General features: G+C 71.8%; 24 protein-coding genes. 18 read left to right on the forward strand and 6 right to left on the reverse strand.

Going from position 1 to position 21,913, the window contains the following annotated elements; translation table 11 throughout:
• Positions 1-48 precede the first annotated feature (48 nt).
• Complete coding sequence (locus MTF69_RS30645; protein WP_374324461.1) at positions 49-1,005, forward strand: phosphatidylinositol-specific phospholipase C; 957 nt, start codon at positions 49-51, stop codon at positions 1,003-1,005.
• Here the strand turns inward: MTF69_RS30645 and MTF69_RS30650 are convergent.
• The 3 genes from MTF69_RS30650 to MTF69_RS30660 all read right to left on the reverse strand — a co-directional run bounded on the left by MTF69_RS30650 (position 985) and on the right by MTF69_RS30660 (position 4,782).
• Positions 985-2,430, reverse strand: coding sequence for a cell wall metabolism sensor histidine kinase WalK (locus MTF69_RS30650; RefSeq protein ID WP_243339444.1), 1,446 nt, complete (start codon positions 2,428-2,430; stop codon positions 985-987). The genes MTF69_RS30645 and MTF69_RS30650 overlap by 21 nt on opposite strands.
• Positions 2,427-3,176 (reverse strand): response regulator transcription factor, encoded by a 750-nt coding sequence (locus MTF69_RS30655; protein ID WP_243339445.1) that lies wholly within the window; start codon positions 3,174-3,176, stop codon positions 2,427-2,429. Before MTF69_RS30655 ends, MTF69_RS30650 begins: the two co-directional genes overlap by 4 nt.
• 364 nt (positions 3,177-3,540) lie before the next feature.
• Positions 3,541-4,782 (reverse strand): S1C family serine protease, encoded by a 1,242-nt coding sequence (locus MTF69_RS30660; RefSeq protein ID WP_243339446.1) that lies wholly within the window; start codon positions 4,780-4,782, stop codon positions 3,541-3,543.
• Between the two features lie 293 nt (positions 4,783-5,075).
• On the opposite strand from MTF69_RS30660, the gene MTF69_RS30665 reads away from it, so the two are divergent.
• Together MTF69_RS30665 and MTF69_RS43520 are read left to right on the forward strand one after the other, a co-directional pair.
• Positions 5,076-6,212: a hypothetical protein gene (locus tag MTF69_RS30665; protein WP_243339447.1), complete on the forward strand. Its 1,137-nt coding sequence runs from the start codon at positions 5,076-5,078 to the stop codon at positions 6,210-6,212.
• Between the two features lie 53 nt (positions 6,213-6,265).
• Positions 6,266-6,895 (forward strand): transposase, encoded by a 630-nt coding sequence (locus MTF69_RS43520; RefSeq protein ID WP_243339448.1) that lies wholly within the window; start codon positions 6,266-6,268, stop codon positions 6,893-6,895.
• Between the two features lie 91 nt (positions 6,896-6,986).
• Here MTF69_RS43520 and MTF69_RS30675 read toward each other — a convergent pair whose 3' ends face one another.
• Together MTF69_RS30675 and MTF69_RS30680 are read right to left on the reverse strand one after the other, a co-directional pair.
• Positions 6,987-8,009 carry a LacI family DNA-binding transcriptional regulator gene (locus MTF69_RS30675; RefSeq protein WP_243339449.1) on the reverse strand — a complete coding sequence of 341 codons (1,023 nt, stop codon included), beginning with the start codon at positions 8,007-8,009 and terminating at the stop codon, positions 6,987-6,989.
• A 70-nt stretch (positions 8,010-8,079) separates the two neighbouring features.
• Entirely contained in the window at positions 8,080-8,850 is a 771-nt protein-coding gene (locus tag MTF69_RS30680) for a response regulator transcription factor (protein ID WP_243339450.1), read from the reverse strand.
• A gap of 510 nt (positions 8,851-9,360) precedes the next feature.
• Here MTF69_RS30680 and MTF69_RS30685 point away from each other — a divergent pair.
• The 13 genes from MTF69_RS30685 to MTF69_RS30740 all read left to right on the forward strand — a co-directional run bounded on the left by MTF69_RS30685 (position 9,361) and on the right by MTF69_RS30740 (position 19,362).
• Positions 9,361-9,615: a MoaD/ThiS family protein gene (locus MTF69_RS30685; RefSeq protein ID WP_215028275.1), complete on the forward strand. Its 255-nt coding sequence runs from the start codon at positions 9,361-9,363 to the stop codon at positions 9,613-9,615.
• Positions 9,616-9,625: 10 nt separating this feature from the next.
• Positions 9,626-11,062, forward strand: coding sequence for a hypothetical protein (locus MTF69_RS30690; protein ID WP_243339451.1), 1,437 nt, complete (start codon positions 9,626-9,628; stop codon positions 11,060-11,062).
• Between the two features lie 193 nt (positions 11,063-11,255).
• Positions 11,256-11,969 carry a DUF2993 domain-containing protein gene (locus tag MTF69_RS30695; protein WP_243339452.1) on the forward strand — a complete coding sequence of 238 codons (714 nt, stop codon included), beginning with the start codon at positions 11,256-11,258 and terminating at the stop codon, positions 11,967-11,969.
• A 164-nt stretch (positions 11,970-12,133) separates the two neighbouring features.
• Positions 12,134-12,217 (forward strand): putative leader peptide, encoded by an 84-nt coding sequence (locus tag MTF69_RS43830; protein WP_350206375.1) that lies wholly within the window; start codon positions 12,134-12,136, stop codon positions 12,215-12,217.
• A 203-nt stretch (positions 12,218-12,420) separates the two neighbouring features.
• Positions 12,421-13,266, forward strand: a complete 846-nt coding sequence (locus tag MTF69_RS30700; RefSeq protein ID WP_243339453.1) for a sulfurtransferase — start codon at positions 12,421-12,423, stop codon at positions 13,264-13,266.
• Between the two features lie 71 nt (positions 13,267-13,337).
• A complete protein-coding gene (locus MTF69_RS30705) occupies positions 13,338-13,628 on the forward strand; it encodes a DUF1416 domain-containing protein (protein ID WP_243339454.1) in 291 nt (96 codons plus the stop codon).
• Between the two features lie 25 nt (positions 13,629-13,653).
• Positions 13,654-14,037, forward strand: coding sequence for a DUF3099 domain-containing protein (locus tag MTF69_RS30710; RefSeq protein ID WP_374324464.1), 384 nt, complete (start codon positions 13,654-13,656; stop codon positions 14,035-14,037).
• Between the two features lie 246 nt (positions 14,038-14,283).
• Positions 14,284-14,979 carry a hypothetical protein gene (locus tag MTF69_RS30715; protein ID WP_243339456.1) on the forward strand — a complete coding sequence of 232 codons (696 nt, stop codon included), beginning with the start codon at positions 14,284-14,286 and terminating at the stop codon, positions 14,977-14,979.
• Positions 14,976-15,857: a hypothetical protein gene (locus MTF69_RS30720; RefSeq protein ID WP_243339457.1), complete on the forward strand. Its 882-nt coding sequence runs from the start codon at positions 14,976-14,978 to the stop codon at positions 15,855-15,857. The genes MTF69_RS30715 and MTF69_RS30720 overlap by 4 nt, the downstream gene beginning before the upstream one ends.
• A complete protein-coding gene (locus tag MTF69_RS30725; RefSeq protein ID WP_243339458.1) occupies positions 15,854-16,780 on the forward strand; it encodes a hypothetical protein in 927 nt (308 codons plus the stop codon). The genes MTF69_RS30720 and MTF69_RS30725 overlap by 4 nt, the downstream gene beginning before the upstream one ends.
• A 295-nt stretch (positions 16,781-17,075) precedes the next feature.
• Positions 17,076-17,648, forward strand: coding sequence for an FABP family protein (locus tag MTF69_RS30730; RefSeq protein ID WP_243339459.1), 573 nt, complete (start codon positions 17,076-17,078; stop codon positions 17,646-17,648).
• 175 nt (positions 17,649-17,823) lie between these two features.
• Positions 17,824-18,294: a Fur family transcriptional regulator gene (locus MTF69_RS30735; protein ID WP_308401476.1), complete on the forward strand. Its 471-nt coding sequence runs from the start codon at positions 17,824-17,826 to the stop codon at positions 18,292-18,294.
• 90 nt (positions 18,295-18,384) lie between these two features.
• Positions 18,385-19,362, forward strand: a complete 978-nt coding sequence (locus MTF69_RS30740; RefSeq protein ID WP_243339460.1) for a folate-binding protein YgfZ — start codon at positions 18,385-18,387, stop codon at positions 19,360-19,362.
• 10 nt (positions 19,363-19,372) lie between these two features.
• Here the strand turns inward: MTF69_RS30740 and dtd are convergent, their stop codons facing one another.
• Positions 19,373-19,798, reverse strand: coding sequence for a D-aminoacyl-tRNA deacylase (gene dtd, locus MTF69_RS30745; protein WP_243339461.1), 426 nt, complete (start codon positions 19,796-19,798; stop codon positions 19,373-19,375).
• Between the two features lie 132 nt (positions 19,799-19,930).
• Between dtd and MTF69_RS30750 the strand changes: the two genes are divergently transcribed.
• Entirely contained in the window at positions 19,931-20,584 is a 654-nt protein-coding gene (locus MTF69_RS30750) for an AmfC protein (protein ID WP_243339462.1), read from the forward strand.
• A gap of 74 nt (positions 20,585-20,658) precedes the next feature.
• Entirely contained in the window at positions 20,659-21,903 is a 1,245-nt protein-coding gene (locus MTF69_RS30755; protein ID WP_243339463.1) for a GNAT family N-acetyltransferase, read from the forward strand.
• Positions 21,904-21,913: the final 10 nt, after the last annotated feature.

The following is a 21,913-nucleotide window of genomic DNA, read 5'->3' on the forward strand; positions in this document are numbered from 1 at the left end:
AATCCGGGCCACCACTGGGTCGGCAAAGGGGCGGGCATGGGCGCGGGCATGGGCGTGGGCACGGGCACGGATGCGGGCGGCGCGGGTACGGGGCTGCGGCGGCGCGGCTTCCTGGCGGGGGCGGCGGCCCTGGGCGGCGCGACCCTGCTCGGCGCGGGCGCCGGGACCGCCTCGGCTGCCACCGGGGCCACCGGCACGGCAGCGGGCGCCAGCGCAGCGAGCGCACTCTCCACCCAGGACTGGATGCGCGGCCTGGGCGACTCCACCGCCCTCCAGCGGATGACCATCCCCGGCACCCACGACTCGGGCGCCACCCGGGGCGGGCTCTACGTCGCCTGCCAGAACACCTCCATCGCCGACCAGCTCGGCTCCGGGATCCGCTTCCTCGACGTCCGCTGCCGGGTGACCGGCGGATCGTTCGCGATCCACCACGGCGCGTACTACCAGAACCTGATGTTCGGCGACGTCCTCGCCGCCTGCTGGAACTTCCTCGCCGCGCACCCCTCCGAGACCGTGCTGATGCGGCTCAAGCAGGAGTACTCGGAGGAGAACAACGCGACCTTCCGCGCCGTCTTCGACGACTACCTGAACAACCGGGGCTGGAGCCCGCTCTTCAAGATCGCGGACTCGCTCCCCACCCTCGGCCAGGTCCGCGGCAAGGTGCTGCTGCTCCCCGACAACGGCGGCCTTCCGGGCGGCCTGCGCTACGGCGACGGCAACGTCTTCGACATCCAGGACGACTACATGGCCGAGCCCTTCGCCAAACGGGGAAAGATCGAGAACCACTTCCGCAAGGCCGTCCAGCAGCCGGGCAGGTTCTTCATGAACTACACGAGCACGGCCGCGGCCCTGCCGCCCCGCTGGAACTCCGACCGCCTGAACCCGCAGGTGCACGCCTTCGTCGACGGCTCCGAACTGGCCGGCCGGACCGGGCTCGGGATCGTCCCGATGGACTTCCCGAACACCCGCTCCGGCCTGGTCGCCTCACTGATCCGGCACAACTGACGACTGCGCGGGCGGCGGAGCCGGGGCGCCCGGGATGCTGAGGACCGCCTCCGTTCCCGGGCCGCCGTCCGCCGGGGCGCGCAGGGCGGCCGTGCCGCCCGCGCGCTGGACCGTACGGGCCACGATGGACAGGCCGAGGCCGCTGCCGGGCAGGGCCCGGGCGGACGGGGAGCGCCAGAAGCGCTCGAAGACGTGCGGGAGGTCGTCGGCCGGGATGCCGGGGCCGCGGTCCCGTACGGTCAGCTCGCCCGCGCGCAGCGACACCGTGACCGTGCTGCCCGGCGGGCTGAACTTCACCGCGTTGTCGAGGACGTTGACGACGGCCCGCTCCAGGGCCGCCGCCTCGCCGCGTACGTACCAGGGCGCCAGGTCCGAGTCGAAATCCAGCTCCGGACCGCGCAGCCGGGCCCGGGACAGCGCCGTGCCCGCGATCTCGTGCAGGGCCACCACCCCGAGGGGGCCCGGGGCGGCCGCGTCCGGGCGGGACAGCTCCTGCAAGTCGCCGATCAGCGAGGCCAGTTCCGTCATCTGTGCCTTGACCGAGGCGAGCAGCTCCCTGCGGTCCTCCGGCGGGATGGCCCGGCCGGTCTCCTCGCTGCGCGCCAGCAGCTCGATGTTGGTGCGCAGCGAGGTGAGCGGGGTGCGCAGCTCGTGCCCGGCGTCCGCGATCAGCTGGGCCTGGCGCTCCTGGGAGGAGGCGAGCGCGGCCGTCATGGAGTTGAAGGAGCGCGACAGCCGGGCGATCTCGTCGTCGCCCTCGTCGGGGATGCGGACGGTGAGGTCCTCGGTGCGGGCGATGTGCTCGACGGCGCCGGTCAGTTCGTCGACCGGGCGCAGGCCCGTACGGGCCACCCACAGGCCGGCGACGCCCGCGCCGAGGATGCCGACGCCGGAGACGAAGACCAGCACCCAGGCCAGGGTGGACAGCGGTTCGGTGATGTCCGAGAGGGGCTTGGCCACTGAGATGGCGGCGATGGACTTCTGTGCGGCCGGCCCGGCGGACAGCTCCACGGGCTGGGTGTAGACGCGTACGGGGGTGCCGTCCGTCGTCTTGCCGTCGTACAGGACCGCGCCGCGCAGCCCCTTGGCCACCTCGAGGTCGTAGTCGGTGACGGGGAGCGTGTTCTTTCCGTCCACCCAGCAGCGCCCACCCGTGGGCAGCACGATCTGCACGGGTGCGCTCAGGTTGTTCTCCCAGGGGCCGGGCGCCTTCTCCCGGCACCCGAGCCCGGTCAGCGTCTGGCTCGCCTGCGCCTGGGCGTTGGTGGAGCGCAGGGAGCTGTTCAGCTGGTCGTTCAGCTGCGTGCGGACCATGAACCAGCTGACGCAGGCGACCGCCGCGACGGCCAGCGCCACCGCGACGGTGACCAGCAGGGCGAGGCGGGAGCGGAGCGGCAGGGCGCGGAATCTGGCGGTGGGGCTCACTCCGGACCGCCGGTGTCGCCGGCCCCCGCGGCGCGCAGGACGTAGCCCACCCCGCGCACGGTGTGGACCAGGCGGGGCTCGCCCCCGGCCTCGGTCTTGCGGCGCAGGTACATCACGTACACGTCCAGGGAGTTGGAGCTGGGCTCGAAGTCGAAGCCCCATACGGTCTTGAGGATCTGCTCGCGGGTCAGGACCTGGCGCGGGTGCGCGAGGAACATCTCCAGCAGGGTGAACTCGGTACGGGTCAGCTCCACCGGGCGGCCGCCGCGGGTGACCTCGCGGGTGGCGAGGTCCATGCGCAGGTCGCCGAAGGTCAGCGCGTCGGCGTCCCCGGGCCCGCCGTCGCCGCCGGAGGGGGCCGCGTAGGAGCTGCGGCGCAGCAGGGCGCGCACCCGGGCGAAGAGCTCGTCCAGCTCGAACGGCTTGACCAGGTAGTCGTCGGCGCCCGCGTCGAGGCCGGTGACGCGGTCGCCGACCGTATCGCGGGCGGTCAGCATCAGGACCGGCGTGGTGCTGCCGGCGGCGCGCAGCCGGCGGGCGGCCGTCAGACCGTCCATCCGCGGCATCTGGATGTCCAGGATGATCAGGTCGGGGGCGTACGAGTCCGCCTTGTCGAGGGCGTCGAGCCCGTCGACGGCGGTCTGCGTGCCGTACCCCTCGAAGGCCAGGCTGCGGCGCAGGGCCTCGCGTACGGCCGGTTCGTCGTCGACGACGAGGATGCGCTGCTGGTCGCCTTCGGCGCTCATACGGGGTCCCCCCAGGTGGTGGTCGGTCTCCTACCAGGCTCGCACGGGCGGGCTGGAAGTCGGGCTAAGAGATGTTCCGTAATTGACCGGCCTGCGGGCTTTGCTGGTAAATTGAGCAAGTCCCTTGTGGATAGGGCTAGAAGAGGCCCTGTGGGAGTCAACCGCATGGCGGTCCGACCTCCGGGTCCCCGGAGCGGTCCGCGCGGCAGCCAGGTTTCGGCCGGGCCTCTGCTCCCCGAATGCCGGACCAGCGCCCCAAGCGACCCCGGATGAGCCACCCGCTCGCGGGTGACCACGCCGGAAAGCCCAGGTCACGCCCCGGCTGCAATCCGCAACTCACGGTTCGTGAATTGCGGATCAAGTCTTAGAAGGAGGTCCCGAACCCGTTCGCGGTGTTGCCGGTGCCGGTGCCGGTGCTGTTGCCGGCACCACCCGGGCCGCCCTTGCGGAGGGAGGGCAGGTCGGCCTTGATGGTGTTGACGGGGATGGCGAAGCCGAGGCCGACGCTGCCGGCGGAGCCGCTGCCGCTGGAGGGGGAGTAGATCGCGGAGGGCATGCCCACGATCTCGCCGTTCATGTTGACGAGGGCGCCGCCGGAGTTTCCGGGGTTCAGGGAGGCATCCGTCTGGATGGCCTTGTACGAGGTGGTGTCCGTGCCGGTGTTCCCGTTGAACTGCTGACCTCCGTACGAGAACGGGAAGCCGCCCTCGGGGGACTGCTGCTTCTGCTCCGACTTCGGGACGTTCACCTCGCGGTCGAGCGCGGAGACGATGCCGCTGGTGACCGTGCCGGTGAGGCGGTCGGGGGAGCCGATGGCGACGACCTCGTCGCCGACCTTGACGTTGTCGGAGTTGCCGAGGCTGGCGGGCTTGAGGCCGCTCGCGCCTTCCAGCTTGATGAGGGCGAGGTCCTTGTCCGGGTCCGTGCCGACGGTCTTCGCGCTGTACTTCTTGCCGTCGCTCATCGTCACCTGGATCTGGCTCGCGCCGTCGATCACGTGGTTGTTGGTGACGATCTCGCCGTCGGCGGTGATCACGACGCCGGAGCCGGTGCCCTGGCCGGAGGCGGTGCGGGTGTCGATGCGCACGACGGAGGGGCTGACGTTCTCGGCGACGCCGGAGACGGTGCCGTTGCTCGACTGGGAGATGGTGCTGCCGTTGACGCCGGTGCCGGTGCCGTTGGTCTTGTTCAGCATCTGCTGGACGGCGGCGGCCGTTCCGCCGCCGACGACGGCCGCCGCGAGCGCCACGGCGGTGAGGAGGGCGACCGGGCGCTTGGCGCGGGCGTGGCCCTGGCCCTGCGGGGCGGGAGCCGCCGGGGCGGCCTCGCCCCAGGTGGCCCAGCCGCCGTTGCCGCTCCCGCTGCTCTGGGGGACGGTCTCGCCCTGGATGACCGGGGGAGTGTGGGCCTCGTGCCAGCCGGGGGCGGGTGCGGCCGGGGGGTAGGCCGGCGGCGGCGGGTACGCGGCGTCCTGTGCGAGCCGGTCACGACCGCGCTGCCAGTCCTCGCCCCAGGGGGCGGGCTGCTGACCGGGGGCACCTCCCAGCGGTAGCTGGGGGAGGTTTTCCTGGGGGTACTCGCCTTCGCGGCGGAGGTTCTCGGTCATGACTACGACTGTGTCCGCCGATGATGAGAGCTTCCTGAGTCCCCGCTGAGAAGCCCGACAGAACCGTGTATGCCCGATATAAGGCCGGGCTGGGCCCGGCCGCTCCCGGGCTGCTGCGCGGGGCGGAGTCCCCTGCCCGCCCTTCGCCCGTTCCCCGGGCGCTGCCCGGACCCGCCCGCTGGACGCCGGACGGCTGAAACCTGAGCCGCACCGCTGCCTACCAGACACGCAGGTTCCGGGGTAAGAACAAGGCTCCGAAGTGGAAGAAGCCCGATGACGGGCAGGTGTCGGTGATGGTGCTGCCCTTGGCCGTCACTGACCCTGCGGACCTGGCCCGCGTGGAGAAGCTGTTCCGGGCGATGGGCTCGATCAAGCGGGCCGTCCAGCGCGATGCCCGAGCCAAGGTCGATGCCTACTGGACCGCGTTCCACGAGCGGGAGCGCGACGGGGCGAAGGCTGTCGGGCAGCGCCTCGGGCTGTCCCGTGAGGCCCTGGAGCGCTGCGCGTACAAGCACCTCGAAGACTCCGGGCACCTCAAGCACCACGCCTCCAAGGCTCTGGCCATGCACATGGCCGATGAGGTGTGGAACGGTGTCCAGCGGCACCTGTTCCCGGATGCCACGGGCAAGCGGCACGGCCGTCCGAAAACAGGCCGCTGGTACGGCTTCACCCGTATCCCCGGCCGTGCCCGGTCCCACACCACCGAACGCAAGTGGGAGACCTTCCGCCTCGTCGGGACCCTCCACGGTCATGTCATGGCCCACACCGACGGCGGCCAGCACACCCTGATGCAGCCCCGCCGGACGGGAGTGCCGGCGACGCCGTCAGGCGTTGTTCCCACGGGCACGACCACCGCGTCCGGGAAGCCGGGCACACGGAGGGCGACGTGGCGGGACCACACGGGCCCCCTCGCCGTCGTCTTCGCTGGCGGTCCCGACTCCAGCCGGGGTGACCTCGTACTCCCGGTGCGGGTACCTCAGCAGCCCGGCCAGTGGTCACGGGTCGAACACTTCCTCGCCAACCCCGGCCGCTGGCACAAGGTCGATCTTGTACGCCGCCGCAAGGCGTCCGCCCCGGGCGGCTGGGTGTACGAGGCGCACCTGATGATCCTCGGCCCCGGCTACACCGCCCCCGCCGTACGACAGATGCGTGGGCAGGCTGCCGCCCTGGACCGGATCGGCGGGGTGGACGGCAACGTCTCCAACATCTCTATCGTCTCCTTCCCCGCCAGCCTGGACCCAGCCGACGGAGCCCCGGCCTCCACCGAGATCACCCTCACGCCGAACAGGCCCTTCTGGAGCGGGATGCAAAGAAGCGGCGCGGCCGTGCACGGGCCCTGGAGCGGTCCCGACGGGCCACCAACACCGCCCAGTACGGGCTGTCGAAGAAGCAGGCCCGACGCGCCGAGCACCGGGCCGCAAATGGTCTGACGCCCAAGGGCGTCACCGTGCCCGGCGGCGCTCGTGCCGCTCGCGTCGACGGGGTGCCGAAGCAGGCGTTCCGCCGGGACCGGATCTCCACCGGCTACCGGGAGCTGCGCGCCCGTCAGGCCGAAGCCGCCGCCTCGGCCGCCGAGCACCGACGCCACCGCACCCGCCTTCTCGCCCGGCAGATCATCGCCGCGCACGGCCCCGCGCTGGTGGTGGAGGACTGTGACATCCGCACCTGGTACCGGCTGTGGGGCAAGCGCCTGTCCCAGACCACTCCCGGCCTGCTGATCTCCGCCCTTGAGCGGGAGTGCCAGGCTGCGGGCGGGCGACTCGTACGGGCCTCCACCTGGTCCACGGCCTTGTCGCAGCACTGCCTGTGCGGCGAGCGTATGAAGAAGACCCTGCGGGATCGGGAACACAAGTGCATCGCCTGTGGGCTCACCGGAAAGCGGGACCTGGTATCCGCCGCGCTGGCCGCGTTCGTCCGCTTCACCGACGTGGACGACTCCAAGGCCGCGTACCTGGACACCACCGCGTCCCGGCACGCACAGATCACATTCTCCGAAGGGCTGGAAGAAGCCCTGCGGGAGTCAACCGCACCGAGCCAGACCACCGCTTGCGGTGCTGGTCGCGTGGCAGTTCCACGGCAACGCCGGACAGCGGTCCCGAGCAACCCCGGATGAGCCACGCCCTGTGCGTGACCACGCCGGAAAGCCCGGACACCGCCCCGGCCGCAATCCGCAGCTCACCGTCTGGTGAGTTACGGATCAAGTCTTAGTGGCAGCCGCAGGAGCGGCGGATGACCAGGGCCGACGGGAACTGCTTCAGGCGTTCGCGGCGGGAGCCCGCCACCCGCAGGGCGTCGTCCAGGACGAGGTCCACCGCGGCGCGGGCCATCGCCGGGCGGTCCGAGGCGATGGTGGTGAGGGGCGGGTCCGTCAGGGCCGCCTCCTTGACGTCGTCGAAGCCGGCCACCGCCAGCTGCTCGGGCACGTCGATGCGCAGCTCCCGCGCGGCGCGCAGGACGCCGATCGCCTGGTCGTCCGTAGCGCAGAAGATCGCCGGCGGGCGGTCGGGCCCGGCCAGCAGTTGCAGGGCGACCTTGTACGCGTCGTAGCGGTTGTACGGGGCCTGGAAGAGCCGGCCCTCCACCGAGCGGCCGGATTCGAGCATGGCCCGCCGCCAGCCCTCGACGTGGTCGGCCACCGGGTCGCCCACCTCGGGGGTGTTCTCCACGCCGCCCAGGCAGGCCACGTACGCGTGCCCGTGTTCGAGGAGGTGCCGGGTGGCGAGCTGCGCGCCGCCGATGTCGTCCGTGACGACGGCGACGTCGTCGATGGCCTCGGGGCGCTCGTGGAGGAGGACCACGCGGGCGTCCCACGCCTCGATCTCGGAGGCGGCCTGCTCGCTCATGCCCTGGCTGACCAGGATCAGGCCGGAGACCCGCATCCCGAGGAAGGCTCGCAGATAGTGGACCTCGCGCTCGGTGCGGTAGTCGGAGTTGCCGACCAGCACCATCTTTCCGCGCTCGGCGGCGGCCTGCTCGACCGCGTGCGCCATCTCCGCGAAGAACGGCTGGCGGGCATCGGGGACGATCATGCCTATGAGGTCGGTGCGGCGCGAGGCCATCGCCTGGGCGACCCGGTCCGGGCGGTAGCCCAGCTCCTTGATCGCGGCGAGGACACGCTCGCGCGTGGCCGGGGCAACCGGCCTGGGTCCGTTGTTGATGACGTAGCTCACGACGGCGGTAGAAGTACCCGCAAGTCGTGCCACGTCATCCCGCGTCACCTTGGCCACGCGCGGAAGTCTACGCGGGGTGACCTACCTCTGGGCAGGGCGTCCGGAGGAGGTCATTCCCACAGGTCCACTAGTCCATCCGGGTGAGTGCCGCCGCAGCCCGCGCGGAGGCCTCGGCGGCCGCCTTCGTGGCCGCCTGAGCGGCCGCTTCCGCCGCCGCCCGTTCCACCTTCTCCGGGGTGACGAAGCGGTACCCGACGTTGCGGACGGTACCGATCAGCGACTCGTGTTCGGGCCCGAGCTTCGCGCGCAGACGCCGTACGTGCACGTCGACGGTGCGGGTGCCGCCGAAGTAGTCGTAGCCCCACACCTCCTGGAGGAGCTGCGCACGGGTGAAGACCCGGCCCGGGTGCTGGGCGAGGTACTTGAGGAGTTCGAACTCCTTGAAGGTCAGGTCCAGGACCCGGCCCTTCAGCTTCGCCGAGTACGTCGCCTCGTCGACCGACAGGTCGCCGTTGCGGATCTCCATCGGGGAGTCGTCCGAGCCGAGCTGCTGGCGGCCGGTGGCGAGGCGCAGCCGCGCTTCGACCTCGGCCGGTCCCGCGGTGTCGAGGAGGACGTCGTCGATGCCCCAGTCGGCGGTGACGGCGGCGAGGCCGCCCTCGGTGACGACGAGGATCAGCGGGCAGCCGGGCCCCGTGGAGCGGAGCAGCTGGCACAGCGACCGCACCTGGGGCAGGTCGCGGCGGCCGTCGACGAGGATCACGTCGGCGCCCGGGGTGTCCACGAGGGCGGGGCCCTCGGCGGGCGCCACCCGGACGCTGTGGAGCAGCAGGCCGAGGGCGGGCAGCACCTCGGTCGAAGGCTGCAGGGCATTGGTCAGGAGCAGGAGTGAGCTCATGCCCGACCACCCGCCCGGGTCGGACGGTGGTACTGGTGGTGTGCGTGCGCAGGTGCGTGCGCCTGTACCTCTGCCCGCACCTGCACTTGCACGACGGTTCGCTGGTCCATCACGTCGGTTCCTCCTCGGTCCCGTCGAGGACTTTCGCGGCACTGCTTCGTACGACTTGCCAGGTGTCCGTCCGTCCCCGCGCCCTGAGGCCCGGATGGACACCACTGTTCTCGGTCCGTTCAACGTGCTGAAAGCACAAAAGGACCCGGGGGCTACGTTGCCCGGATCCTCTCGCCAGCAGAATAGCCCACCCTCCCGGGCCGGGCCGAGGCTTCTGAGCGTTCCACTTCTGTGGTTCCCACCACCCCTGCGACCTGCATATGCGCCGGTTTCACCGTATCGGTGGACCCGGGGCGGGCCGCCTGGGCGCACGCGGGGCGCGCGGAGGCACGCCGGGATCGGGGGCGCGAGGGTTCATGATGGAGGCCGACGGCAGAGCGCCGACGAGAGGAGCGTGCAGTGGCAACCGGAACCATCCGCTACTGGGCGGCGGCGAAGGCCGCGGCCAAGACGGCGGAGGAGCCGTACTCGGCGCGGACACTGGCCGAGGCGCTCGACGCCGTGCGGGAACGCCACCCCGGGGAGCTGACCCGGGTCCTGCTGCGCTGCTCCTTCCTCGTGAACGAAGAGCCCGTGGGCAAGCGCCCGCACGATGCCGTCGAGCTGACCGAGGGGGGCACCGTCGAGGTGCTCCCGCCGTTCGCGGGCGGGTGAGCGGAGCCCCATGAGCACGCCTGAGGAACAGCAGCAGCAGTTTCTAGAGCAGCAGCAGCAGCAGCAGCAACAGCAGCAGCAACAGCAGCAGCCGGATCCGTACGGGACCCAGACCTGGCAGTCCCCTACGTGGGACACCTCGTACCAGCCGGTGCAGGCCCCGCTGGACGGCGTACCGGCGCAGTACCCGGTCGCCCCCGAAGGCTGGTTCCGCGAGGAGCCGCAGGCCCCGGGGCAGGGGCAGGCGCAGCCTCAGGTGCCCGTCCCCGGTCAGGAGTGGGGGCAGCAGCAGGCGTACGCGGAGCCCTACCCGGACCCGTACGCGGACCCCTACGCGGCTCCGGCCTACCCGCAGACCTCGGCACCGGACCACTGGTTCCGCGACGAGGGGCTGGCGGCACAGGCGCAGCAGGCCCCGCAGGGCGAGCCCCCGCAGCAGTGGGGGGAGACCGCGTACGCGCCGGCGTACCCCGGCCCGACCGACCCGTTCCAGGCGGAGGCGCAGGCGGCCCAGGCGCAGGCCCAGGCTCCCGCCCCCGGCCAGGAGTGGGCCGCGGAGTCGGCCCCGTACCTGCCGCAGCAGGTAGCCCAGGCCCCGGACGGGGCTCCCGCCGCGCTCCCGGCGGAGGGCGTGGCGGCCGAGGAGGAGCCCGCCTGGTCGCCGCCCACCCTCGCCGGCAACACGCTGCGCGCCGTCGACCCGGCCCAGGCCCGCGCCGAAGGCCGCTCTCCGATCATCGATCCCGGTCCGCAGGCGGCCATACTGACGGCCGCCCTCGGGCTGGTCATCGCTGCGGCCGCCGCGCTGAGCGAGTTCGCGCTGCTCGCGCCCCTGATCGCGCTCCAGGGCCTCACCGCGGCGGGCTGGTTCCGGCTCAACGGCATGTGGCCGGCCCGTCAGGGCATCGCCCTGGCCTTCGCCGGGGCGGTCGTCGCCGATGTGGCGGTGCTCGCGGTGGACGAGCCGTACGGCCCCGGCGCGATCATCGGCACCCTCGGCGCCTGGGTGCTGCTGACGCTGGTGCTCCAGCTGCGCAGCCACGCGGATCCGGACGAGCGGATGTACGGGCTGATGGCCTCGGTGGCCTCGGCCGCGCTGGCCATCGTCTGCGCGGGCTACCTCGCGGCCGGCTCCGCCGCCGTGAGCGTGGGCGCCGCAGCCGTGGCGGTGGCCGTCTTCGCGCGGGCGCTCCCGCTGCCCACCGCGCCCTCGGTCGGCGTCTCGCTGGCCGCCGCGGCCGGTGCGGGCATCGCCGTGGGCGGGCTGACGTCCGTCGGAGCGGGCGGTGCGCTGATCGGCCTGGCGGCCGGGGTGTGCGCGCTGATCGGGCTGCGCGTGGCGGCGTACGACTACCCGTCGAAGTTCGTCCACATGACGGCCGGCGTCGCGCTGCCGCTGGCCGCGGCGGCCCCGGCGGTCTACCTGATCGGCAGGGTGGTGGGCTGAGGCCCGCGCCTCCCCTCCTGAGCGCCCGCCCCGCTTGCCCGGGGCGGGCGTCGTCACACCGGCTCACACAGCCCCCGCGTCGACCCGCATCGACCAGCAGTGCGCCTCACCCCGCCCCGCGCCAACTCACAGCGCCCTCACGGCCGGACATGGTCCACTGGGCCGACGTACCAATCGTCTGGGGGGTGGGCACGTGCGTGTCCTGCGTGTCGTTGTGATCATCGGACTGGTCCTCGGTGGCCTGTTCGTCGGGGTGGACCGCTGGGCGGCCGGCTATGCCGAGGACCGGCTGGCGGACGAGATCCAGGCCCGGCAGGGCCTGTCCGGAGTGGAGGCGGACGTCCACGGGTTCCCCTTCCTGACCCAGCTGCTCTCCCGGGACCTCGACCAGGTCGACCTGAAGGTGGCCGGCGTCGACGTGGCGACCTCGGACGGCCGTACGACGCACCTCTCCCGGCTGCGGGTCGCCTTCCGCGGGGTGGAGCTGAACGGCGACTACAACGGCGGCACCGCCCGGTCGGCCAAGGGCTCGGCCCTCGTCACGTACGCCGACCTGACCGCGGCGGCCCAGCCCGGGGTGACGGTCGCCTACGGCGGGGCGCCGGGCAAGCTCAAGGTCACCGCGAGCGTGGAGTTCCTCGGCAGGACCCTCAGCCGCAGCGTGGTGTCGACGGTCTCCCTCGTCGACTCCGGCGACGGGAAGGGCCCGACGACCGTCCGGATCCGCGCCGACGAGGTGCCGGGCGAGGGCCTCCCCGGCATCGAGGCCGCGGTCCGCCGGAAGACCGACTTCGACCGCCGGATCGACGAAGGCCTGCCGTCGGGGGTCCGGCTGACGGCGCTGACGTCGGACGAGGCCGGTGTGGTGCTCACCCTGGGCGGTAAGAATCTGGCCCTGGCCGGATAGTGAGACGAGGAGGTCCGATCCGCAGATGGGAGGGCCGTACGAGGCTCCGGGCGCCCCGCGCCGGGAGATCCACAAGGGGCCCGATCCCAGTATTCGGACGATCCTGTCTCGGAATATGACACGGCGGTGACAGGGCGGCCGATTCGTCCCTACGATCCATGGCTATGAAGCATCAGCAGGCGGACCTCACGAAGCGACGGGCAGTAGACCTGTGTCGCGTCGCCGCCATGCTCTGTCGATCCATGTGACGTGTGAGCGCATCCCGCTCCATAGCCGGACGACGGCCTTCCGCTTTCCCGTGTGACCACCTCTGCCTCCCGCCCTCCTGAAGCCTCCCCGCAACAGGATCCGCAAGGGGGCACCTCCCAGCGGTAGCTGGGGGAGTACCCGGACGCACGCACCCCGCACCATCAGCACCACCCCGCCGCACACTGCCCCGGAGGAGAACACCATGAGCCGCAGCGACGTCCTCGTAGACGCCGACTGGGTCGAGGCCCACCTGAACGACGGAGACGTCGTCATCGTCGAGGTGGACGAGGACACGTCCGCCTACGACAAGAACCACATCACCAACGCCGTCCGGATCGACTGGAAGAGCGACCTCCAGGACCCGGTCCGCCGCGACTTCGTGGACCAGGAGGGCTTCGAGAAGCTCCTCTCCGCCAAGGGCATCTCCAACGACGACACCGTCGTCCTCTACGGCGGCAACAACAACTGGTTCGCGTCCTACGCCTACTGGTACTTCAAGCTCTACGGCCACCAGGACGTCCGCCTGCTCGACGGCGGCCGCAAGAAGTGGGAGCTCGACTCCCGCGACCTGGTCGACGGCACCGAGGTCCCCAGCCGCCCGGCCACCGAGTACAAGGCCAAGGCCCAGGACACCTCGATCCGCGCCTTCCGTGACGACGCGGTCGCCGCGATCGGCACGAAGAACCTGGTCGACGTCCGCTCGCCCGACGAGTTCTCGGGCAAGCTGCTCGCGCCGGCGCACCTCCCGCAGGAGCAGTCGCAGCGTCCGGGTCACATCCCGAGCGCCCGCAACATCCCGTGGTCGAAGAACGCCAACGACGACGGCACCTTCAAGTCCGACGAGGAGCTCACCGCCCTCTACCAGGCCGAGCAGGTCGACCTGGCGAAGGACACCATCGCCTACTGCCGCATCGGTGAGCGCTCCGCGCTCACCTGGTTCGTGCTGCACGAGCTCCTGGGCCAGGAGAACGTCAAGAACTACGACGGCTCGTGGACCGAGTACGGCTCGCTGGTCGGCGTGCCGATCGAGCTCGGCGCCAACAAGTAGTTCTGGCCCATCGGCATTCCCGGGGCACGCGACGCCCCGTAGTCATACCTCTCTAGGACAGGACAGAGAACATGTGTGGAGCAAAGATCGGCGGGCCCGACCTCTCGACGCTGAAGCCCGGTGAGACGGCCATCCAGGGCCAGGTCACCAAGGACGGCGAGCCCATCAGCGGTTACGTCCGCCTGCTGGACTCGACCGGCGAGTTCACCGCCGAGGTCCCGACCTCGGCCACCGGCCAGTTCCGCTTCTACGCGGCCGAGGGCTCCTGGACGCTGCGCGCACTCGTGCCCGGCGCCCAGGCCGACCGCGCCGTGGTCGTCGTCGAGTCCGGCGGCGTGACGGACGTGGCGATCGCGGTCTGAGCACCGTGTTTGTGTGACCGTAGGACTGCACGACCGGCCGAAGGGCCGCACCCCCGGGGGTTGGACGCCATCGGATCGGGGTGCGGCCCTTCGTGTCGTTCCGGGCCTCGCCGGGAGCGGGGGGCGGTCCTACCCTGGAGGCATGTCCGCCGCCCGGCGTCGGCGCGCCTACTTCCTGCTCATGGGTGGATGTCTGTTCCTCTTCGTCTCCGCCTGGTCCTTCGTGCGCCTTCTGTCGGTGGAGGCCGCCGTGGCGCTGTGCGTGGTCGCCATGGTCATTCCGCCGGTCGCCGCGGTGGTCGCGAACCGGCGGGGCCCGGACGACCGCTGGTGGGACGACCCCTCGGGTGACCCGAAGTCCGACGAGTGGTGGGACGAACTGGACGGAAAGCGGCGTAACGAGGATTGAAACCAGTCGAGATAAAAATGTAATAAGGATGACGGCAGCATCTCCCCCCGGCAGGGTGTCTTGTGTGTACGCGGGCAATCGATCCGCGACTCCAGTCCTGTGGGGGGACTTCTTTTGGAACACGAACAGACCATCCCTGACCAGCGGAAAGAGGGGGAGAGTGGCCCGGAATCGGGCACTCCGGACGTGATGCCGGTGGCGGTTGCGAACGCACCTTCGGCCACCCCCCGCCGCCGCGGCGGCCGTATGGTCCTCCTGATCGCGGGCGCCGTCGTACTCGGTGTCCTGGCGGGCACGGCCACCGGCTACGCGGTCCAGTACGACCGCGAACCGACGCCGCTGGCCCCGCTGGCGCAGGCGGACCTGGTGGCGCCGAAGGCACTCGCGCCCGATGACGCCACCACGAACAAGACGATCAACGCCAACCGCTGGCACAAGACGGACGACGACCTCGCGAAGCTGCTGATCGAGGTGCCGGGCGGGGCGAAGAAGGGCGGGTCGGGCTACGTCTCCACCGATTTCCTCGCGCTGGACTTCAAGCACCCCGACCGCGCCCTGAGCAACTTCGCCGCGACCGGGCTCCGCCGGGCCGCCTCGGTGCGGTGGTCGCAGGACGACACGACGTTCGTCGATGTGAGGCTGCTGCAGTTCAACGACCGCAGTGCCGCGGAGGATTACCAGACAGACCAGTCCGCGTACACGTCCACGAAGGAGTACGCCGGCAACGACGGCATGCCCATCGACGGACTTCCCTCGGAACTCGGGCACGTCTGGGTGTACTCGAAGGCCTACGAGAAGCCGGGCTACCTGCCGATGCGCTCCGCGCGGGCGTACGCCCGCCGCGGCGACGTCGTCGTCGAGATCCACTACATGAACAACCGGGGCAAGGTCGCCGCAGGCGATGTCATGGAGCTTGCCAAGCGACAGCTGGAGCGACTGTGACCGAGCCGACGCAGAACGAAGTGACCCCGGCCGCCGTTTCCGAGGCCCCCGCGGGCGGCGGTCCGGCGCCCGAGTCCCCCGCCGAGGCCGTGGCCGCAGCCGAGGTGCTCCCCGAGCCGCCCGCGAAACCCGCGCGCCGGATCAACCGCAAGGCAGTCGCCCTGGTCGCGGGCGGCCTCACCGTCGCCGCGCTGGTGGGCGGTGGCGTCGCCGCGTCCTCCGCGATCGCGGACGCGGACCGGGAAGCCCCCACCGCCTACTGGGTGCCCACGGGCGAGCGCATGGGGGAGACCGTCGAGCCCGGCACCGTCCCGGCGAACGAGCTCACCGGCAAGCTGCTGCCGATCCCGGCCGGCTTCACCCTCGGCCCCGACCTGGGGGCGAACGGCAAGGACTTCTACGTCTCCGGGGAGAAGGCGGTCGACGGCTTCAAGGAGTCCCGCGACGGCCTGTCCACCACCGAGCGCAAGAAGCGCGACGAGATGCTGGCCGGGCTGAAGCTCAAGGGCTTGGCAGGGCGCAGCTACACCAAGGGCGAGGGCAGGAGCAAGGGCGAGTGGGTCGCGGAGGTCCGCATCATGCAGGCCGACCCGAAGGCCGTGGGCAACCACGCCGAGATCGTCAAGAAGATCCTCGAACTCACCGGCGACAAGCGCGAGGCGCCGAAGGTGGACGGATTCCCGGACGCCAAGTGCTCGCTGATGGCGATGGGGGAGGAGGGCAAGGAGACGATCGATTCGATCGACTGCACGGCCGTCGAGGGCGATGTGGTCGTCACCTTCCGCGCCTACGGGGCCAAGCCCTTCTCCACCTCCGACGCCGTCGCGTTCTTCAAGAACCAGATGAGCCACCTGAAGACCCCCGGGGAGTCCGCGTGACCGAGCAGAACACCACCGGAGCCGTCACGGTGGCCCCCGGGGACGAGGGCGAGGCCTCCGCGGCGCCCGAGTCCGCCGCGCCGGAGGTCCCCGCCGACCCCGAGTCCGCCGCCCCGGAGGTCCCCGCCGACCCCGAGTCCGCCGCCCCGGAGGTCCCCGCCGCGCCCAAGGACCGCCGCAAGCTGTTCGCCGCGCTGCGCTGGACCGCCGCCGTACTCGTCTTCGGCGCCGTCGGCACGGGCGTCGCGTACCAGGTCGCCCAGCCCGCGCGCACCGACATCCCGGGCCTGTCCACCAAGGCCGACGGCCGCTGGGCCTACCCGGCCCTGGCCAAGCCGACGCTGCCGGCGGGTGCGGCGCTGCCGTTCGCCAAGGACAACGAGGACGGCATCCACTACGCCGGCCTCACCCAGTTGCTCCTGCCGCCGCCCGCCGGTTCCACCCCCGACTCCACGTTGAAGCTGGAGAAGGACGAGGTGGTGACCCCGGACTCCTTCCTGACGGAGTACGACGCCTCCGCGCACGCGAAGATGAAGGCGCAGTTCGCCAACGACGGCCTGCGGCAGATCGTGGGCCGGGGCTGGACCACCCCGGACGGTACCCTCACACGCGTCTACCTGCTGCGCTACCACTCCTCCGGCTTCGCGGACACCTTCCGGGAGTGCAGTGCCGACATGCATCTGAACGCGACCCGGGTGGCCCCGGACCTGTCCTGGGCCGAGGCCAGGAACCGGCAGTCCCGGCCCGACCTCGCGGGCGTGTCGCTCTACGCGGAGCCGGCCCCGTTCGGTGACGCGCAGGCCAAGGTCGGCTGCGTCCCCTCCGGTGACGTGGTCGCCGTGATCCTCCAGTCCCGCAAGGGCGGGGTCGCGACCGTGCCCTTCCACCAGACCGTGATCCTCCAGCACCAGCTCCTCGGCTAGCGCGCGGCCGCCGGGGAGCGCGTCGTACGGCCCACCTCACACCGTGCCCCGGTCCCCAGGCCAGTAGGCTTGGGGACCGGCCCCGTAACGCCACCCTTAACACTCCGAGGAGCACCCCGTGCTTGAGGCAGTCTTCACCTCCCTGCTGGTCCTGGTCTGCGTCGGCGTCCTCGCCTTCTCCGTCCTGGCCGTGAAGAAGCTGTACCAGGGCCAGCGCTGATCCCCTCGGATCTGCCGCCGACCGCCCCGGATTCCGGAACCCCTCCCACAGATCGCCTGAGCTGAGCAGCCATTCATGATCCAGATCCCGTCCGACCTGAACCCGGGTCTCGTCCCCCTCGCCTTCCTCCTCGGCAACTGGGAGGGCGCAGGCGTCTTCGACTTCCCCGGTGAGGAGAAGTGCAACTTCGGCCAGGAAGTCGTCTTCAGCCACGACGGCCGGGACTTCCTGGAGTACACCTCCCACACCTGGGTGCTCGACGCCGAGGGCGGCAAGGTGCGGCCGCTGGAGTCCGAGTCGGGCTACTGGCGCATCGACAAGGACCGCAAGGTCGAGATCGTCATGGTCCGCGACCAGGGCGTCGTCGAGGTCTGGTACGGCGAGCTCGCCGACAAGAAGCCGCAGATCGACGTGGTCACCGACGCGGTCGCCCGCACCGCGGCCTCCGGCCCGTACAGCGGTGGCAAGCGGCTCTACGGCTACGTGAAGAGCGACCTGATGTGGGTCGGCGAGAAGGCCACCCCCGAGGTGGAGCTGCGCCCGTACATGTCGGCCCAGCTGAAGAAGGTCGTCACGCCCGAGGAGGTCGCGGAGATGGCGCGCAACCTTCCGGACATGCCGGACGACGGCATCGCCTTCTTCCGCTAGGCCGCCGGCGGGACCGCGCGGCCGTGCGACCCGTGACACGCGTGTGCAGGAGCCCCCGGCCGCCCCGGCCGCCGGGGGCTTCCGCACGCGCGGCGCCGTCCCGCACGGCACCGTTCCCGGTTCCCGCACGGCCTCCCCGCTCCCCGGGCGCGGGCCCGAGGCCTACACTGGCCGGGTGGTGACCACCGACAGCACCAAGCACACCGAGAACGCCGCCGCCGCCGACAGCGGCGACTGGAAGAGCGACCTGCGCCAGCGCGGATACCGCCTGACCCCGCAGCGCCAGCTCGTGCTGGAAGCCGTGGACGCCCTGGAGCACGCCACCCCGGACGAGATCCTCGCCGAGGTGCGCAAGACGGCCTCCGGGGTCAACATCTCCACGGTCTACCGCACGCTGGAGCTCCTGGAGGAGCTGAAGCTGGTCTCGCACGCCCACCTCGGGCACGGGGCCCCCACGTACCACCTCGCCGACCGGCACCACCACATCCACCTGGTCTGCCGCGACTGCACCGAGGTCATCGAGGCGGACGTGGACATCGCCGCCGAGTTCATCTCCAAGCTCTGCGACACCTTCGGCTTCGAGACCGACATGAAGCACTTCGCGATCTTCGGCCGCTGCAAGACCTGCGCCGCCAAGCAGGCCTAGCACCCGCAGAGCAGCACTGGCCCCGCCGATCAGCACTGGCCCCGCCGAGCAGCACTAGGACTGCCCGGGGCAGGGTCGTAGGCTGGTGCCATGACCAGCAGCCCCTTCAGCCCCTTGCTCCATCTCCCCGGCGCCGTGCAGGCAGAAGGCCGCGACGAGGGCGTCGCAGCCCACTACGGAGAGCTGTACGGAGAACAGCGCGCACTCGCCGACGGCCGCGGCTTCGTCGACCTCTCCCACCGCGGGGTCGTCACCGTCACCGGCTCGGACCGGCTGAGCTGGCTGCACCTGCTGATCACTCAGCACGTCACCGCCCTCCCGCCCGGCCAGGCCACCGAGGCGCTGATCCTCTCCGCGAACGGCCACATCGAGCACGCGCTCTACCTCGTCGACGACGGCGAGACGATGTGGATGCACGTCGAGCCCGGCACCCAGGAGGCGCTGATCGCCTACCTGGAGTCGATGATCTTCTTCTACCGGGTGGAAGTCGCCGACCGGACCGCCGAGTTCGCCGTCGTGCACCTGCCGGCCGGCTCCATCGCCGAGGTCCCCAAGGAACTCGCCGTACGGGAGACCCCGCACGGCCGCGACGTGTTCCTGCCGCGCGAGCGACTGGAGGCCTTCGCCGCCTCCCACGGCCCGGCCGCCGGGCTGCTCGCCTACGAGGCCCTGCGCGTCGAGGCGCACCGGCCGCGGCTCGGTCTGGAGACCGACCACCGCACCATCCCGCACGAGCTCGGCTGGATCGGCACCGCCGTGCACCTGCAGAAGGGCTGCTACCGCGGCCAGGAGACGGTGGCCCGCGTCCACAACCTGGGGAAGCCGCCGCGCCGGCTGGTCTTCCTGCACCTGGACGGCTCCGAGGTGCTGCTCCCCGCGCACGGCGCGCCCGTACGGCTGGCCGCGGACGGGGAGGAGGGCCGCCAGCTGGGCTTCGTGACCACCTCGGTCCGCCACCACGAACTCGGCCCGATCGCACTCGCGCTGGTCAAGCGGAACGTCCCCGTGGACGCCCCGCTGCTGGTGGGCAAGACGGCCGCCGCCCAGGAGGTCGTCGTAGCGCCGTGACCGCCGCGCGCTAGATGTCGATGACGATGGTGAACGGGCCGTGGTTGGTCAGCGAGACCCTCATGTCCGCGCCGAACCGGCCCGTCTCCACCGTCGCGCCCAGCGCCCGCAGCTGCGCCACGACCGCGTCCACGAGCGGCTCGGCGAAGGCCCCGCCGGCTGCCGCGTTCCACGTGGGGCGGCGGCCCTTGCGGGCGTCTCCGTAGAGCGTGAACTGGGAGATCACCAGCAGCGGCGCGTTCACGTCGCTGCAGGACTTCTCGGCCTCCAGGATCCGCACCGACCAGAGCTTGCGCGCCAGCAACTCCGCCTTCTCCGGGGTGTCGTCGTGGGTCACCCCCACCAGCACGCACAGCCCCTCTCCGACGATCTCCCCGACGGTCTCGCCGGCCACCACGACGCTCGCGCCGTCCACCCTCTGCACCACTGCTCGCATAACACCTGTGTACCAGGCGTGCACCCGTCCGGGGCCGATCGGGTGGAGTGGGACTGCGTCGGTACCACGGGGAGTGGCACGATGCACGCAGGCGGTGCCCCCAGCACCGGTCGAGGGGACGGACACGAACGCATGAATACTTCTGGTACCTCCGCACCTGCTTCTGCGCCCATCGCGCCCATCGGTTCCATGGGGCCCATGGGCTCGGGCGCGCCCGTCGCACCCATGGCGTCCGCAGCGGCCGCGGCGTCCGCCGAGACCTCGGCGCCGCGCCCGCCCGCGCAGCGGACCGGGGCCGCGGACGCCCCGCCGACGGCGACCACCGCGCTCGGCCTGCCGGAGCTGCGCGGGCTGCGCCGCGACGCGCAGCGCGACGAGGCCGACCTGAGCTACGTGCGCCGGCTGCTCCAGGGCCGCATCGACATCCTGCGCGCCGAGCTCGCCCGGCGTACGGACCCCGAGGCGCCGGTGGTGGACCGCCTCTCGGAGATCCTCGCGGACGCCCCCTCCAGCCGCAGCGCCTCCGCCCGGCACGTCACGCTCGGCACCCCGCACGGGGAGGAGTACCGGCTGCTGGCGGCCGAGATGCTCTCCGACGTGGAGCTGTCGGACCTGGGTGCCCGCACGGACGAGGAACTCCACGAGGGCATGGGCCGGTTGGTGCGCTACGAGCAGCAGGTCTCGCGTCGCCGCCAGCAGCTCCAGCGCACGGCCGACGACTGCAGCGCGGAGATCACCCGGCGCTACCGGGAGGGCGAGGCCCAGGTGGACGACCTGCTGGCCTGAGGAGGCGGAAGGCACGGGAGCCCGCGGAAAATACGGGCGACGGGGGCGGGCCGGGCCGATTAGCGTGGGTTGCTATGAGCGCTGACGTCCGGCCGATCGCCGAATCCGAGCTTCCCGACTGGCTGCGCACCCTGCACACCGGTTTCCTGGCCCCGACGCACGGCACGCCCGCCGACATCGCCCAGCTGGCCGAGAGCGTCGACTTCGCCCGGACGCAGGGCGGGTTCGACGCGGACACCGGGCGGTGCGTGGCGACCTTCCGCTCCTTCCCGCAGGAACTGACCGTGCCCGGCGGGGCGTTCGTCCCGTCGAGTGCCGTCACGCACGTGTCCGTGCTGCCCACGCACCGCAGGCAGGGCCTGCTGACCCGGATGATGACCGCCGAACTGGCCGCCGCCCACGCCCGCGGCGACGTGCTGTCGACGCTGATCGCCGCCGAGTACCCGATCTACGGGCGCTACGGCTACGGGCCCGCCACCTCCGCCGCCGAGTGGGAGATCGACGTACCGCGCACCGGACTCGACCCGCGGCAGCCGGTCCCCGGGGACGGAGGGTCGATCGAGCTCGTGGACGAGGCCGAGGTGCGGGAGGCGGGCCCGGCCTTGCACGAGCGGCTGCGCGCGGCCACGCCGGGCGTGGTGAGCCGCAATGCCCGCTGGTGGCGGCTGGCCACGGGCGCGGAGGAGATGTCACACCGCCCGTACCAGAAGGCCTTCCACGCGGTGTACCGGACGGCCGCGGGCGAGGTGGCCGGCCTGGTGCGGTACACCGCGGACGACAACTGGACGGACGCGAAGGTGCCGCAGAACACCGTGCGGGTCCAGCAGTTGCTCGCGGTCACCCCGCAAGCGGAGCGGGCACTCTGGCACTTCCTGTGCTCCATCGACTGGGTGGTGAAGGTACGCACCGGCTACCGCGCCCCCGACGACCTCGTCGCCCGGCTGCTGCCCGACGCGCGTGCCGCGCGGATCGTGACCTCGGCCGACTGGCTGTGGGTGCGGGTGCTGGACGTCGTACGGGCCCTCGGTGCGCGGACCTACGCGGTGCCCGGGGTCCTCGTCCTGGAGGTCGTCGACAAGACCGGTCCCGCGGGCGGGCGCTACCGGCTGGACGCGGGCGCGGGGGACTGCGTACGCACGGAGGAGCCGGCCGACCTGCGCCTGGACGTGGGCACACTGGGGGCGCTGTACCTGGGCGACGAGTCGGCGGTGCGTCTGGCGGCGCTCGGCGGGATCACGGAGGAGCGCCCCGGGGCGCTCGCGCTCGCGGACGCGGTGTTCCGCACGGCACGCCGGCCGTGGTGCCCGGACATCTTCTGAGGCGTGGAGG

The organism is Streptomyces sp. AP-93 (assembly GCF_022808175.1).
Lineage (GTDB): Bacteria > Actinomycetota > Actinomycetes > Streptomycetales > Streptomycetaceae > Streptomyces.

What these genes read in the sequence shown, in the direction of transcription:
- MTF69_RS30645 (WP_374324461.1), top strand. Translation starts at nt 49, where the DNA reads ATGGGCGTGGGCACGGGCACGGATGCGGGCGGCGCGGGTACGGGGCTG.
- MTF69_RS30655 (WP_243339445.1), bottom strand. Translation starts at nt 3,176, where the DNA reads ATGAGCGCCGAAGGCGACCAGCAGCGCATCCTCGTCGTCGACGACGAA.
- MTF69_RS30660 (WP_243339446.1), bottom strand. Translation starts at nt 4,782, where the DNA reads ATGACCGAGAACCTCCGCCGCGAAGGCGAGTACCCCCAGGAAAACCTC.
- MTF69_RS30665 (WP_243339447.1), top strand. Translation starts at nt 5,076, where the DNA reads ATGGTGCTGCCCTTGGCCGTCACTGACCCTGCGGACCTGGCCCGCGTG.
- MTF69_RS30680 (WP_243339450.1), bottom strand. Translation starts at nt 8,850, where the DNA reads ATGAGCTCACTCCTGCTCCTGACCAATGCCCTGCAGCCTTCGACCGAG.
- MTF69_RS30690 (WP_243339451.1), top strand. Translation starts at nt 9,626, where the DNA reads ATGAGCACGCCTGAGGAACAGCAGCAGCAGTTTCTAGAGCAGCAGCAG.
- MTF69_RS43830 (WP_350206375.1), top strand. Translation starts at nt 12,134, where the DNA reads ATGAAGCATCAGCAGGCGGACCTCACGAAGCGACGGGCAGTAGACCTG.
- MTF69_RS30700 (WP_243339453.1), top strand. Translation starts at nt 12,421, where the DNA reads ATGAGCCGCAGCGACGTCCTCGTAGACGCCGACTGGGTCGAGGCCCAC.
- MTF69_RS30705 (WP_243339454.1), top strand. Translation starts at nt 13,338, where the DNA reads ATGTGTGGAGCAAAGATCGGCGGGCCCGACCTCTCGACGCTGAAGCCC.
- MTF69_RS30715 (WP_243339456.1), top strand. Translation starts at nt 14,284, where the DNA reads ATGGTCCTCCTGATCGCGGGCGCCGTCGTACTCGGTGTCCTGGCGGGC.
- MTF69_RS30730 (WP_243339459.1), top strand. Translation starts at nt 17,076, where the DNA reads ATGATCCAGATCCCGTCCGACCTGAACCCGGGTCTCGTCCCCCTCGCC.
- MTF69_RS30740 (WP_243339460.1), top strand. Translation starts at nt 18,385, where the DNA reads ATGACCAGCAGCCCCTTCAGCCCCTTGCTCCATCTCCCCGGCGCCGTG.
- dtd (WP_243339461.1), bottom strand. Translation starts at nt 19,798, where the DNA reads ATGCGAGCAGTGGTGCAGAGGGTGGACGGCGCGAGCGTCGTGGTGGCC.
- MTF69_RS30750 (WP_243339462.1), top strand. Translation starts at nt 19,931, where the DNA reads ATGAATACTTCTGGTACCTCCGCACCTGCTTCTGCGCCCATCGCGCCC.
- MTF69_RS30755 (WP_243339463.1), top strand. Translation starts at nt 20,659, where the DNA reads ATGAGCGCTGACGTCCGGCCGATCGCCGAATCCGAGCTTCCCGACTGG.